The organism is Pseudodesulfovibrio halophilus DSM 5663 (assembly GCF_059568665.1).
On the sequence record NZ_JCANTV010000012.1, the window covers coordinates 147,492 to 161,275 of the forward strand.

10 protein-coding genes are annotated in these 13,784 nt (G+C 61.5%); 4 read left to right on the forward strand and 6 right to left on the reverse strand.

The window, feature by feature from the left end:
• Window positions 1-323 precede the first annotated feature (323 nt).
• From BR24_RS11430 to BR24_RS11440, 3 genes are all read left to right on the forward strand, one after another.
• A complete protein-coding gene (locus BR24_RS11430) occupies window positions 324-668 on the forward strand; it encodes a PAS domain S-box protein (protein ID WP_496541610.1) in 345 nt (114 codons plus the stop codon).
• Between the two features lie 6 nt (window positions 669-674).
• Window positions 675-3,116 (forward strand): PAS domain S-box protein, encoded by a 2,442-nt coding sequence (locus BR24_RS11435; protein ID WP_496541611.1) that lies wholly within the window; start codon window positions 675-677, stop codon window positions 3,114-3,116.
• 143 nt (window positions 3,117-3,259) lie between these two features.
• The gene (locus BR24_RS11440; protein WP_496541612.1) at window positions 3,260-5,359 is read left to right on the forward strand and encodes a methyl-accepting chemotaxis protein; all 2,100 of its coding nucleotides are present in this window, start codon (window positions 3,260-3,262) and stop codon (window positions 5,357-5,359) included.
• A gap of 102 nt (window positions 5,360-5,461) precedes the next feature.
• On the opposite strand, the gene BR24_RS11445 is transcribed toward BR24_RS11440, so the two are convergent.
• From BR24_RS11445 to pyrR, 3 genes are read right to left on the reverse strand one after another with little or no spacing between them, the layout of a single operon-like run.
• Window positions 5,462-6,061 (reverse strand): hypothetical protein, encoded by a 600-nt coding sequence (locus BR24_RS11445; RefSeq protein ID WP_496541613.1) that lies wholly within the window; start codon window positions 6,059-6,061, stop codon window positions 5,462-5,464.
• A complete protein-coding gene (gene thrB / locus BR24_RS11450) occupies window positions 6,058-6,594 on the reverse strand; it encodes a homoserine kinase (RefSeq protein WP_496541614.1) in 537 nt (178 codons plus the stop codon). Before thrB ends, BR24_RS11445 begins: the two co-directional genes overlap by 4 nt.
• Window positions 6,591-7,139 (reverse strand): bifunctional pyr operon transcriptional regulator/uracil phosphoribosyltransferase PyrR, encoded by a 549-nt coding sequence (pyrR, locus tag BR24_RS11455; protein ID WP_496541615.1) that lies wholly within the window; start codon window positions 7,137-7,139, stop codon window positions 6,591-6,593. The genes thrB and pyrR overlap by 4 nt, the downstream gene beginning before the upstream one ends.
• A 149-nt stretch (window positions 7,140-7,288) precedes the next feature.
• Between pyrR and BR24_RS11460 the strand changes: the two genes are divergently transcribed.
• Window positions 7,289-7,612, forward strand: coding sequence for an IscA/HesB family protein (locus tag BR24_RS11460; protein WP_496541616.1), 324 nt, complete (start codon window positions 7,289-7,291; stop codon window positions 7,610-7,612).
• A gap of 156 nt (window positions 7,613-7,768) precedes the next feature.
• Here BR24_RS11460 and BR24_RS11465 read toward each other — a convergent pair whose 3' ends face one another.
• Genes BR24_RS11465 through BR24_RS11475 form a run of 3 tightly spaced genes read right to left on the reverse strand, consistent with a single transcriptional unit; the run spans window position 7,769 to window position 13,542 of the window.
• On the reverse strand, window positions 7,769-10,936 hold the full coding sequence (locus BR24_RS11465) for a beta-phosphoglucomutase family hydrolase (protein WP_496541617.1): 3,168 nt from the start codon (window positions 10,934-10,936) through the stop codon (window positions 7,769-7,771).
• Between the two features lie 31 nt (window positions 10,937-10,967).
• Window positions 10,968-12,179 carry a trehalose 6-phosphate synthase gene (locus BR24_RS11470; RefSeq protein WP_496541618.1) on the reverse strand — a complete coding sequence of 404 codons (1,212 nt, stop codon included), beginning with the start codon at window positions 12,177-12,179 and terminating at the stop codon, window positions 10,968-10,970.
• A gap of 10 nt (window positions 12,180-12,189) precedes the next feature.
• A complete protein-coding gene (locus BR24_RS11475) occupies window positions 12,190-13,542 on the reverse strand; it encodes a DUF4139 domain-containing protein (RefSeq protein ID WP_496541619.1) in 1,353 nt (450 codons plus the stop codon).
• Window positions 13,543-13,784: the final 242 nt, after the last annotated feature.

A 13,784-nucleotide genomic window follows, 5' to 3' on the forward strand; every position in this document is an offset into this window, starting at 1 on the left:
TTTTTATCCGCAATCGATTTATGGCGGGTTCTGGTTATTATTTCCTGCGTATCATTCTCACAAGAATATGGTCAAACGAATCAGAATACATTTCCTCGCAGCGGCCCTGCCGCAAGCTGCAGATACCTCTTAAACCCCCATAAAAAAAGAATCCCCAAATAAAGTTTCTTAGCCTGCGGAACCCCCTCCCCGCAGGAGTTCTTCTCCAGCCACCCTCTCCCGAGCAGGTTCGGAAAGCGTTTATCATTATAACATCATTTTTTTGCCAAAGCCCCTGTGGTAATGGCGATACAAGGAAAACTGGCCACAACCCGGGAGGACGCATGCATCTGGAAGAAATGATCCGGACAACCAATAAGCCGTTGATCATTGTCGATTCCGAAGGGATCGTCACCCACATAAACGAACGGTTCACCGCCGCATTCGGCTGGCGGGCCGAGGACCTCGCCGGTTCAATGCTGGTCCGTATCATTCCCGAAAATTTGCGCGACACGCACCTCATCGCGTTCTCAACCTACGTCTCCACCGGCAAGGCCAATATTCTGGACACCCCGCTCGACCTCGCAATCCGGCATGCCGACGGAACCGTGACCGAAGCCGAGCACCGCATCATTGCCGGCATGATAGACGGAGAGCCACATCTGGCGGCAACCATAGAACCCAAGTAAGATACCATGAGCAGCAGGGAACAGGCAGTCGTTCACGAGCTCCGCAACTCGCTGACACGCATCGAGAGCATGCTCGCCTCCATCGAGGAGGCCATGCTCTGGACAGACGACACCGGCTCCATCCGATGGTGCAACGAGGCGTTTGTCCGTCTGGTGGGCCGCCCGCGCATCAGGCTGCTGGGAGAACCCGTCGCGAGCGTCCTGCCGCTGCATCTCATGGGACAGCCCGTCCCGGAGCGCAGGCATCCGGTTCGCCGAATTCTGGACGGGGAATCCTCGGTGCATGGCGATTATGAATTCAGAAAAGAGGAAGTCCCGCTGCACATCGCGGCAACCGCCGTCACCGGCTCGGACGCGCTGCGCTCCGCAGCCCTGACCATCCGCAACCGCAGCAGAGACCTGGAGCTGGAAGAGCACCGCATCCAGCGCAAGGCGCTTGAAGCCGCCGACGACGCCATTGTCATCATGGAGTCGGACGGGTCGGTTCTCTGGACAAATCCGGCATTCACCTCCCTTACTGGATACCCCCGCGAAGAGGCCATCGGCCGCGATCTCAGGCTGCTCAATTCGGGAACACACCCTGCGGATTTTTTCGAAGGTCTCTGGCAGACGGTGCTTTCGGGCGAATCATGGCAGGGGGAACTCGTCAATCGGCGCAAGGACGGGACGCTCTACCACGAACGGCAGAGCATCACCCCCGTGCGCAACAGCGCGGGTGACGTCACGCATTTCATCGCCATCAAGAGCGACGTGAGCCAGATCGTCGAGGCGCGCCGCACGCTGGCGGACCGTGAGGCCAGACTCCGGGCGCTGGTGGAAGGCGTGGTGGACGCCATTATCACGGCCGACTTTCGCGGCACCATCGAGAGTATCAACCCTGCCGCCGAACGAATCTTCGGTTACGATCAGGGAGAGCTGCTGGGTCAGAACGTGCGGGTCCTCGTGCCACCCGAGATTCGACATCTCCATGACGGATTCATGCGACGATACCTCAACACCGGCGAAGCAAAAATCATAGGCATCGGCCGCGAGATCGAGGCGGTCCGCAAAGACGGCTCGCGCTTTCCCATCGAACTGAGCATCAACGAAATCAAGGTCGACGCCACAATCCGCTTCACGGCCATCATCCGCGACATCACGCTTCGCAAGCGTCAGGAAGAGGAGCTGCAACGGCTCAACGAGAAGCTGGAGGAGCGGGTCAGACTGCGCACCCGCGACCTGTCGCGGGAAGTGGCGGAGCGGCGGCAGGCCCAGCGGATTTCGCAGGAGCGCGGCGAACTGCTTCGCTCCCTTCTCGAAGGCATCGGCGCGGCGTTTCTTGTCGTGGACCCGGAGACAGGAGGCATCGCCGAAATGAACGGCGTGGCCGCCGAGCTGCTCGGAACCTCACGCGAGGACGCGCTCGGACAGGACTGTGCGGCCGTCACCTCCCGCCTGCCCGAGACGGAGTTCCTCTGCCCGCCCTCCTCGGCGGCGGAGACCTACCGGGAAGGGCTGCTGACCATGGAGGACGGCCGCAAGCGCCCCGTATCGCGTTACGTCTTTCCCACGAGCGTAAACCACCGCGAACACGTGGCCGTGGTCTTTTTCGACATCGCCGAGCAAAAACAGCTCGAACGCAAGCTGAACATGGACGAAAAGCTCAAGTCCATGGGCCAGCTCGCGGCCGGCATCGCCCATGAAATCAACAGCCCCATCCAGTACATAGGCGACTCCCTCCACTTTCTGGAAGAGGCCAATCAGGACCTCGAGCGCATTTTCCGGACCGTGTTCGACATCACGGAAAAGGCCCGCTCGGAGAACCTCTTCCCCGAGGAATTGCGACAGCTCGACCGCGTGCTGGATGAGGCGGATTTCGATTTCCTGCGCGAGGAGATGGGACCCGCGGCGGAAAAGGCCATGGAAGGCGTCAGCCGGGTCACGGACATTGTGCGGGCCATGCGAAACTTCTCGCATCCCGGCGGTGAAGGTCGGCAGGGGGTGGACATAAACGAGATGCTGGAAACAACGATCACGGTCAGCAGAAACGAATGGAAGTACGTGGCCGAGGTGAAGACCGATTTTCAGGAACTGCCGACGGTCATGGCCTATCCCGGCGACCTGAACCAGTCCTTCCTGAACCTCGTGGTGAACGCTGCCCATGCAGTGGAAGCCGCGCAGGGAGAAGGTGGCGACATGGGTACCATTACCATTTCGTCGCGCGACCGCGGCGATCACGTCGAAGTGTGCATAGCCGACACCGGCACCGGCATCGCCCCGGAATACCGCGACATGATTTTCGATCCATTCTTCACCACGAAAAAAATGGGACGGGGCACCGGGCAGGGCCTGACAATCGTCCATTCCCGCATTGTGGAAAAGCACGGCGGGACCATCGACGTCGAGACCGAGCAGGGGCGTGGAACCACGTTCATCATCCGCCTGCCGGTGGGTGAACCGTCCGAATAAGCGATCGTTTCCGTAAAACGTCGGACATGTCGCGGCCCGGTGACATGCAAGCAATATCATTTACTTGCCGGAGCAGTTATGCTTTGGTTTCATAGCAAGGCGCTGCAACCAGTGAACATATGCACCTGAACGGGAGGGACTGCATGCATTTCAAGGACTGGAGCCTGAAACTCAAGATTCTGGTTCCCACATTCACCATTATTCTCCTCGTGCTTGCGACCAGCACCTGGTTCATGACCTCGAAGGCTCAGGACATCGTGGTGGATCAGGCGCGGGAGCTGGCCAGAGACAAGGCCCGTGGCTACGGTCTGGAGATGGGCAAGACGCTCAACCTCGCCATGGACGTCACCCGCACGCTGACGGGCATGTTCGAGAAGGGTGCGGAGTACCGCCCCATCCCCGACCGGGAGTTTCTCGACTCCGTGCTCATCGACGTGCTTGAACGCAACGAGGAGCTCTCCGGAGCGTGGTGTACGTTCCTGCCCGAAACCTACGACGACCGCGAAGAAGAGTACCGGGACACCTACAAGGGCGCATACCGCAACTGGTATCACCGCGAGGGTTCCAAAATCGTTCCGAACTTCGCCGGAGCCGAGAACATCGAAGGCCAGGCGTGGTTCGAGGAGCCCATCCGACAGGGACACGAAATTCTCGGCCAGCCCTACCCGTGGGAAGCTCAGGGCAAAAAATACTGGCTCGCCTCCACAGGCGCCCCCGTGAAGAAGGACGGAAAATTCATCGGCGTCGTCGGGGTGGACTTCTACCTCGACGACCTGCGTGAGGCCGTGCTGAGCATCAAACCCTTCGAAACCGGCTACGCATACCTCGTCACCGAAACCGGATTCATCGTGGCCCACCCGGACGAGAGCCTCAACGCCAAGCAGCTCGACGCGATCATCGACGGCGAACACCGCGACCAGATCATGCGGGCAGTCAAAAACGGAAACGCTCTCTCCCTGACCATGGCCGCCGACGGTGACGGCTCAGGAAACTACGTTGCCTTCGCTCCCATCGAAATCGGCAAGAGCGGCTCTTCGTGGACACTGGCCGTAAGCATCCCGCTCTCCAAGGTCAACGCCAAGGCCAACTCCATCGCCATGATCGGCATCTGGATCGGCATTGCCGCCGTCATCTTGCTTTTCATCGTCCTTTACATCATCGCTGGCATCATCACCAAGCCCGTCAGCAAGGGCATCGAGCTGGCCGAGGGGCTGGCCGAAGGCGACCTGACTCGCGACATCGACGTGCATCAGAAGGACGAGGTGGGACAGCTCGCCGAAGCGCTGCGCTCCATGACCACACGGCTCAAGAACGTCATCGGCGACGTGCAGTCCGCGGCGGAGACCGTGGCCACCGGCAGCGAGGAGCTCTCCTCGTCGGCCATCAGCATGTCGCAGGGGGCCACCGAACAGGCCGCCAGCGTGGAAGAGGTCTCCTCCTCCATGGAGCAGATGACGTCCAACATCCAGACCAACGCGGAGAACGCGGTGGAGACCGAACGCATGGCCCGCTCCGCCGCCAAGAGCGCGGAAGAAACCGGGGGCGCCGTAACGCAGGCCGTCACCGCCATGAAGGACATCGCCGAAAAGATCACCGTGATCGAGGAGATCGCCCGACAGACGAACCTGCTCGCCCTCAACGCGGCCATTGAAGCGGCCCGCGCCGGGGAGCACGGCAAGGGCTTCGCGGTCGTCGCCGCGGAAGTCCGCAAGCTGGCGGAACGCAGCGGCGGCGCCGCGGGCGAAATCAGCGAGCTGTCCTCCTCCACCGTCCACGTGGCGGAGAAGGCGGGCGAACAGCTCGGTCAGCTCGTGCCGGACATCCAGCGCACGGCTGAGATGATTCAGGAGATCTCCACGGCCACCAACGAACAGAACTCCGCGGTGACCGAGATCAACAGCGCCATCCAGCAGCTCGATACGGTCATCCAGCAGAACGCCGCCTCCTCGGAGGAAGTCTCCTCCACCTCGGAGAACCTCTCCGCAGAGGCCGTCCAGCTTCAGGAGGTGCTGCGCTTCTTCACCACCGGCGCAGGACACGCCCGCTCACAGGCGAAGGTCACATCCTCCAGGCCGCAGGGACAGCAGAAGCAGAAGCAGACGAACAAGCCCAAGGCGGCAGGATCCGGCAACCAGCTGCCGCCCGCAAAGGGCAAGAAAAAGCCGGAAGACAAGAGCCCGGAAAGCAAGGGCTCCGGCGGACTCGACCTCAACATGGACGATGACGAGTTCGAGCGCTTCTAGCTCCCGCAGAGTGCGATGCCTTGAAGTCTGCCGCAGAAGAAAACAAAAGCGGGCCGCCTCCTCAGGGAAGCGGCCCGCTTTCATCTTGAAAGGTCTTGCCCGTCAGCTGAACTTCGGTGGCCCGATGAGGATCATCTCGGCGATGGTGTGGTCCACCTTGGGCATCTGCTGAAGCCTCTTGCCCACGAACTGCATCTCCAGCTGGGCCAGCTCCTTGAGCATGGGCGTGCGGTTCAGAGTGGGGAGACGCTCGGGCTGGTCCCCTGCAAGCTCCTGCGTGCGCCAGCATCCCGGAAACGACGACACGCGGCCGTCGGGCCTCACGAGGATGTTGGGCACCCCGTGCATGCGACAGGTCATCAGGCGGTACTCATAGAGCCCGCACAGGCCGTCCTCGCGGATGAGCGGGCACATGGCCGCCGGTCGTTCGCCTTTCTCCAAAGCGATGCGGGCTTCCTCGAGGTACGCCTCGGCACGCTGGCGGATGGCTTCGCGTTCGGCCTCCGACAGGGAGTTCAGCCCCTCCCAGAGGTAGGCCCACTCGACATAGGTGTGGTGCTGAAAGTAGCTCCGGCAGCAGTTGTCGTTGCAGCCTTCGCAGGTCAGCCCCACCGCGCCGGCCACGTCGGAGTATTCGTCGGCCATGCGTTTATACAGGGCCGCAAGTTTGCGGTACGCGGCCTTGGGAGTCAGCTTTTTCATTCTCTTTCCACCTTTTCCAGAATCTCGCTGACGCACTCCTGCGGCGTACAGCGGTCGGTGCGCACCGTGATGTCGGCGGCGGCACGGTACAGCGGCTGGCGCTCTTCGAAGAGGTCGCGCAGCGTCTTGCCGGGAGCGATGGCCAGCCCCCTGCCCTCGGCGTCACCCACGCGCTTCTCGAAGGTCTCGGCGTCGATCTCGAGAAAGACCACGGAGCCGAGCTCCCTGAGGCGTTCCACGGCGCGTCTGCCGTACACGACGCTGCCGCCGGTGGAAATGACCGTGCGGTTCAGGAAGACCTCGCTCACCAGCTGTTCCTCGATGCGCAGAAATTCCTCCAGGCCGTAAGTGTCGAAGATATCCTGAAGGGGACGTCCGTAGAAGGCTTCGAGATGCCGGTCCGTATCCATGTGCTTCCAGCCCAGCGCCTCGGCCAGCATGGGGGCCAGCGTGGACTTGCCCGCGCCCGCCATGCCCACCAGCGTTATGCAGGGCTTCGGCTCGCTGTCGCGTTCGACTTTGGTGAATGTCATGTGTCGTCTTTTCCGCTCGTCAGGCAGACGCGGTCCTCGCCGTCGCGCTCGTTCACCAGCACGTTGACGTGTTCGGCGTCGCCGGTATCCACGCGCTTGCCCACGTAGTCGGCCTGAATGGGCAGCTCCCTGTGTCCGCGGTCGATGAGCACCAGCAGCTCCACGCGGCGGGGACGACCGTAATCCAGCACGGCTTCCAGCGCGGCGCGTGTGGTGCGCCCGGAGAACAGCACGTCGTCCACGAGCACGATGCTCTTGCCCTCGACGTCAAAGGGAATCTCCGTACAGTTGATGGAGGGCTGAATGTTCAGCGTGGTCCAGTCGTCCCGGTACAGGTTGATGTCCAGCTTGCCCAGCGGCACCCGACGCTCCAGCTTTTCGGTCAGGATGGCCTGCAACCGTTCGGCCAGATCCGCGCCCCGGCGCTGCACGCCGACGAGCGCCAGCGATTCGCTGTCGCCGCGCCGCTCGATGATCTCGGAGGCCAGTCGTTCCAGCGTCCGGGCCATTTCCTTGTTATTGAGAATGGTTCCGCATTCTTTCATGCTTTTGCCTCCGTTTCGGGGATGCCTTGGGATAATCCATGCTTCTCTCGCGGTCAACCGAACTTGGCCGGATGCTCCACAATGTATTTGACAAACCTATGGGTCATGCTTACCTGTTTGGTCCCCAGCCAATGACAAGGAGGACGTAGATGATCAATGTCAGCGAAGCCGCACAGAAGCAGCTGGAAAGCTACTTTGCGGATAAAGAAAAAGCTCCGGTGCGTGTTTACCTCGCATCCGGCGGCTGAGCGGGTCCGAGACTCACACTGGCTCTGGATGAGCCTAAGGACACCGACAATGTGACTGAAGTGGGTGACTTCACCTTCCTCATCGACAAAGAACTCGCATCCGAAACAGGCGAAGTGAAAATCGACATGACCTACTACGGTTTCACCGTCGATTCCGCCAACCCCGTAGGCGGTGGCGCCGGATGCTCCCCCGGAGCCTGCTCAAGCGGCTCCTGCGGCTGCTAGACCATACGGCCGACCTCAAGGCGCTCCCGACCGGGAGCGCCTTTTTTTGCGCCCTCTCACCCCGCCGCATAAAACGGGGCCGCCCTCGCGGACGGCCCCGAACCTTGTCTCAACCCTGCCGCGCACGGCAAGCGATCACTCCGCCACGGTTCGGTCCTATTCCGGGCCTCTGGGATTGGCTATCTCGACAGGCTCCGGGCCCACCTCGATGTTGGTTCCGTAAATGATGGCCTGAATCCTGCGCTCGCTTCTGGTCTTGGCCGAAACGCGCACGTAGGAGTGGTTGATCTCCACGTCATACCAGACCTTGCGGTGGCAGAAGCGGAAGGTAAGCGTCTTCCAGTGTCGCGGCAGATCCGGGTCAAGGGCGATGACCTTGCCCGAGAGATCCAGCCCCGCGAAGTCCTGCTTGACCACTTCCAGCGTCCCGGCCATCACGCCGGTATGGATGCCTTCGGGCGTGGTGCCGCCCTGCGTGTCGTAGATGTCGCTCTTCATGGCCTCCATGAACCAGTTCCAGGCCACCTCGCTGGGATAGATGTATCCCGCAAGCACGGAGTGGACGATCTTGGAGAGCGTTGAGCCGTGGCTGGTGCGCTGTTCGTAGTAGTCGTAGTTCCTTCGGAGCATCTCCAGCTTGTCGCCGGGATCGTACCCGAGCTGCTCGAGGATTCTCGCCACTTCGTCCAGCTCCAGCACATACCAGAGCATGAGCGTGTCCGCCTGCTTGGCAACCTTGTAGTTGTCCGGCGTGTCGCCTTCCGCCTTCAGGATGCGGTCCATGCGGTGGATGGAGTAGAACCGCTTGCGATACTTCTCCCAGTCCAGCTCCTTGAGATCCATGTAACCGTCAAACTGCGAGATGATGCCGTCTTCGGTGAGGATGACGTTCATCTTGGTGGTCATGTCGCGCCACTTCTGGATATCCTTGTCCTTGAGGCCGATGCGGCGCTTGATGGCGGCCACGGTCTTGGCGTCGAGCTTGTCGAGCAGCTTGAGCGACCGCTCCATGAGCCAGACCACCATGATGTTGGTGTACGCGTTGTCCTTGAGGCCGTGCTCGTCCGAGTCCGGAAGGGACTCGTGGAACTCGTCCGGCCCCATGACGCCTTCGATATGATATTTGTCCGTCTGCTTGTCGTATTCCGCGATGGATCCCCAGAACTGAGCGATGTCGAGCATCATTTCCGCACCCATGTTCTTCAGGAAGGCCGTGTCACCGGTCCATCGGGCATAGCGCCACGCGTTGCAGAAGACGGCGATGGAAACGTGCCGCTGTCTGCGCGAAAGGTCCGGGTCCCACTCCTTGGATTCGGGGTTGTAGTGGACCTCCTGCGTTTCCTCGGAGCCGTCGTCCGCGGTCTGCCACGGATACATGGCCCCCTTGTAGCCGTTCTCCCTCGCATACTCCCGCGCCGCGTCGAGCCGATTGTAGCGGTATTCGAGCAGCGCCTTGGAGATATCCGGGAAATGGCTGTCATAGAAGGGCTGAATGTAAAGCTCGTCCCAGAAGATGTGTCCGCGGTACGCCTCGCCATGCAGGCCGCGCGCGGGCATGCCCACGTCGCGTCCGACCGTGTTGGGGCTGGCGGTCACCAGCAGGTGGAAGATGTGCAGTCGGATGACGCGCTGCACGAACCGGTCGCCGTCCACGCGGATGTCTGCCTTTTCCCAGAGCTTGGTCCACTCGCGATAGTGTGGGGTGAACAGGGAATGGAACGTCTTGACGCGTCCGAGCCGCTCCATGGCCTGCGCCACCAGATCGGGCTCCGCGTCCTTGTCCAGCGAGGTCCGCACGCTGACGAATTTTTCCAGACTGTAGTTCACGTTCTCCTGAGCCATGAAGGACATCTCCTCCACGACCTTGGCCTTCTCCTGCGAGACCACCTTCTTGAGTTCGATTTCGCGTCCGTTCTCCAGCACGCGGCTCTTGGCCGCCATGACAATGTGATAGCGCGAGTGGGTGGTCTCCACGTGCAGGAAGGAGCCGTCCCCGAGGGCGCCCCCCGCCACACGGCACAGATGGTTCGAGGTCAACGAGCTGTAGCGAGCCACGTTGCCGTTGGTGACGTTGCCGTCCAGCGCGGAACGGAAGGTCAGCTTGCCGGAATAGTTCAACGGGGTCATCTCGAACTTGAGGGCGCACATATGCGGGTCGTGCATGCTGGCGAAGCGCTTGCTGGAGACGCGGGTTATGCGGCCCACCTTGTCCTTGACCACGATATGCCGTTCAACCACGGCCTCCTTCATGTTCAGGACATGGGCGTAACTGAGAATCTCCATGGAAAGCGGCGAAACATAGTCGCCCGAGCCGACCTTGAACTGCACCGGAAGCCAGTTGGGGCAGTTCACCAGGTCGTTGTTGTAGATGTCGCGCCCCTGAACCTTGCTCGGCACCTTGTTGTAGATGCCGGAGATGTAGGTTCCGGGGTAGAAATAGTAAGACGCGCACTCGCATTCGTATGCGCCGCGGACACCCATATAACCGTTCCCCACCGTGGTGAGGGTCTCGCGCAGCTTCTCGTCACCCGGCTCGAAGCCGTTGTACGACAGGCGCCAGTCGTCGGAGGCGAGTCCGGACGAGAACCACTCCCCGATATCCTCAAGGGTGATCTCGCCGAGGTCCGAGACCACGATGTCGGCCCCGAAGCGTTTGAGCATCTCGCCGTTGATGTTACGGGCGATGCCGAGCACCAGCCCGAAGTTGCCCGCGCTGCCTGCCTGCACGCCGGAGATGGCGTCCTCGACCACCACGCACTGGCTGGGATGCAGCCCCATCTCCTCGGCTGCGGTGACGAAGATGTCCGGCTCGGGCTTGCCCTTGAGCTTCATGCGCTCGGACACCACGCCATCCACGACCACCTCGAACATGTCGTCCAGTCCGGCCAGCTGCAGCACGAGTCGTCCGTTGCGGCTCGACGTTGCCACGGCCACGCGGATGTTGCGCTTCTTGAGCGCCTCCACCAGCTGAACCGAGGTCTCGAAGACCTCAGGCCCTTCGCGGCGCAGGATGTCCTGAAAGAGCTCGTTCTTGAGATTACCGAGCGCGCAGATGGTGTCCATGCCCGGTTCGTCCTCCGGCGTCCCCGGAGGCAGGGTCAGGTTGCGCGACTTCAGAAATGACAGCACCCCCTCGAAACGGGGCTTGCCGTCCACGTAGTTATGGTAGTCGTGGGTGCGGTCAAAGGGCTGGAACGCGACATTGTCCCGCTCCGCCACCATTTTCAGAAAATCGTTGAAAGCGCTTTCCCACGCCTGTGCGTGAACCCTGGCGGTTCTCGTGATGACACCGTCGAGGTCGAAGACCACTCCCCTGAATTCCATTATCTGCCTCGCAATGTTGGACTGTTTCGTTCTACTCTTCCAGCCTGCCGAGCATGGTCACGAGCATGTCCGGCTGCGGTACGATCACCGCTTCCGGGGTCAGCCCGCGCACTCTGGCGGCAAGCTCTTCCTTCTCCGTCACGAAGACGGTCCGCGTATTGCCGTTCATGCCCAGAGACGTCTCGAGCATGGGCACGTCGCTCGACGTATCGCCGCAGATGAGGTTCCGTCCCTCGAACATGCGGAAATCGAACTCCTCGTTGAGGAACCGTACGCCGTCACCCTTGTCGAAATCCTTGAGGCCGCTGTCGCCCGAAATGGTGAGAATTATCTCCACGTCGAGACCGGTGTCTTCGATGCGGAAATTCTCGCGTTTCGGGTCGATGGACGAGACCATTTCCTCCAGCGTGCGCAAAAAGGCCTCCGACTCCTCGGCCGGGACCGAGCCGCTGATGTCCTGCCGGGCCACGGTGGTCTGCCCGAACTTGAACTGAAGCCCGGAGCCGATGAGGGAAAACTTCTCGTATTCTTCCAGATGCAGCATGGCGGTAAGCTTTTCGTTGAGCGTCCGCAGAAGCTGCTGCTTATCCGGGTCGATGGGAAACTGGCGCACGCGCCCTTCGAGGTCGAGACACTCCCGCCCCTTGGAACCCGCGTAATACATGGAATACTCGGGGTTGACGCTTATCTCCACCAGCCCCACGTCCATGAGCGGCGCCGAAGTGAGCACCACGGGGTTATCCGCCATCCGCTGGGCGAAACGGGTCAGAAAGACCGCGTTGTAGGCCGACTGGATGGACGAGCGGTAACGGCCGCAGTAGTTGTTCACCGTGCCGTCGCGGTCGGTGACGAAGCTGTGGAACCTCCCGCCGGAGAGCGCTCTGACGCCCTCCTGCACATGCTCCTCGAAATCGGTGTGCAGCTCCGCGAGATATCCGAGCAGGGCCTTTTCGCCCTTTTCGAAATACAGCACGTCCTTGGCGCACTCGTTCACCTCGTAATCGAGGTCCAGCAGGATGTCCCTGTCACCGTCGAGAGAGAGCACTCGCTTGCCCTCGCGCTGCGTTACGGCTTCCAGCGAGGCCTGCGCGTTCCGAAGCGATTCCGTCAGCGCCTCGGGGACCTCCTTGCCGCCGAAGATCAGTTCAACGGCCCGATGACGGACCGCGCGGGTCCTGCCCATCAGCGCGTAGAAGTCCTTCAGCGTCTCAAGCGTCGTTTTCGGTATCGAAAGTTCGCTCATGTTCTCCTGCCTATTTCAGTTCCACCTGCACCCTGTAGGTGAGTTTCACAGTATCATTCTTCGGAACGTCCAGATCAAACACCAGCGTTCCGGCATCCTCGCGCCGGCTTTCCGCGCTGGACGAGAGCAGCTTCCACTGTCCGGGAATACGCTCTCGCACACGGACCGCTGCCTTCTCGCCGCGGGCGTTCTTCAGCGTAAGCTCGTACCCCGCGGAGAGGCGGTGCTTTCCGGAGCGGGAAAAATCCGTCTGCCTGCGCGCCATGGTGACATCAAAGGCGCGCCCAAGCCGCAGGTTCGCCTTGCCGCCCTCCGGCACGCCGGAGATCGCATCCTCGCCCGCGAACAGGGGCGTTCCGTCCGGTCCGGGCTCGAAAACACGCACCGTACCGGCGGGCATCGGCTGATCCGAATGCTCGTTGTCGACTTCAAGCCGCACCTCCAGCGGACGACGAACCGTCCCCGGACGGGGGGACACGCCGACACTGGATTCCGCCACAAGCCGTCGACGCACAGGCATGTCCGGCACTTCGAAAAGCAACACCTGCGTCACGGCTCCCTGCGGCAGCGAGAACCCTTTGCCCGCGTCATACAGATGCCACTGCCCGAACTCGCTGCGTGAGGGGACGCCCGGGGCCGCATCCATGACCATGGCCTCGGCCTTGAGCATGTTGCGGGGCACGGGCCTCTGCGCGCCGGAACGCACTTCTCCCGCCACCAGCCGCAGGCGGACGCTTTCGAAATTCCTTCCGCTCTGGTTTCGCATGGTGGCCCATGCCTTCAGGCTCCACCTCCCGCCGTCGCGACGGGTCAGCACCATGTCCGCGTTCCAGTCCATGCCGTCGGCCAGATAGGACAGCGCCACATCCTGCTTCTGCGGGCCGGTATTGCGGAACCGCCATGTCATGACCGGAGAGAGCACCGCGTCGGCAGGCGCACTTTCCAGCATCACGGCCTCATACGGCCCAATCCACATCCGGCCGTCTTCAAGCTCCAGCAGGGCGCGTGAACCTTCCACGCCAAGCAGCCGGGCCTCGGCCACGTTGCGCGAATCAGTGTCTCTCGTGTCCGGCAGGACCGCCTGCACCGTCTTGCCGATGCGTCGCTGCAGAATCTGCGACGAGGAAAGCCCGCCGGGTCTGAACTGCGACGAGAGCACCCGGAACAGCTTCGGCGCGGTCACGGATTCTGCCGTGAGCGTGCCCGGACGCAGGGAACGGGGCAACCCCATGACGGCTATCTCACCGGTGCCTTCGGGCAGCTCGAAGCCGCGAACCTCACGCACCAGCACGGTTCCGTTCTGATAAACGGTCAGTTCAGCGGGCGACGCGGCAACCGCCGGGAAGGCCATAAGAAGAAGCAATGCTGTCAAAGCCAGTCGTTTCACCATAACAAATCCATTCTCCACGGGTAATTGCATTGCGTTGTCGATACGTCTTTCCCCGAAGGGAAAAACGATCTTACCGGAGAGACTACCCGTTTGAGTGACTTTTTGCAAAATAATGTCAAAATTATCATGGGTCGCCGCGGGGATTCCATAAAAAACGGTCCCCTGACCGAAGTGGCCGGGGACCGTTTGCGGGCTGTCCGCAAGGCGCGCGGCGA

What these genes read in the sequence shown, in the direction of transcription:
- BR24_RS11430 (WP_496541610.1), top strand. Translation starts at nt 324, where the DNA reads ATGCATCTGGAAGAAATGATCCGGACAACCAATAAGCCGTTGATCATT.
- BR24_RS11435 (WP_496541611.1), top strand. Translation starts at nt 675, where the DNA reads ATGAGCAGCAGGGAACAGGCAGTCGTTCACGAGCTCCGCAACTCGCTG.
- BR24_RS11440 (WP_496541612.1), top strand. Translation starts at nt 3,260, where the DNA reads ATGCATTTCAAGGACTGGAGCCTGAAACTCAAGATTCTGGTTCCCACA.
- BR24_RS11445 (WP_496541613.1), bottom strand. Translation starts at nt 6,061, where the DNA reads ATGAAAAAGCTGACTCCCAAGGCCGCGTACCGCAAACTTGCGGCCCTG.
- thrB (WP_496541614.1), bottom strand. Translation starts at nt 6,594, where the DNA reads ATGACATTCACCAAAGTCGAACGCGACAGCGAGCCGAAGCCCTGCATA.
- pyrR (WP_496541615.1), bottom strand. Translation starts at nt 7,139, where the DNA reads ATGAAAGAATGCGGAACCATTCTCAATAACAAGGAAATGGCCCGGACG.
- BR24_RS11465 (WP_496541617.1), bottom strand. Translation starts at nt 10,936, where the DNA reads ATGGAATTCAGGGGAGTGGTCTTCGACCTCGACGGTGTCATCACGAGA.
- BR24_RS11470 (WP_496541618.1), bottom strand. Translation starts at nt 12,179, where the DNA reads ATGAGCGAACTTTCGATACCGAAAACGACGCTTGAGACGCTGAAGGAC.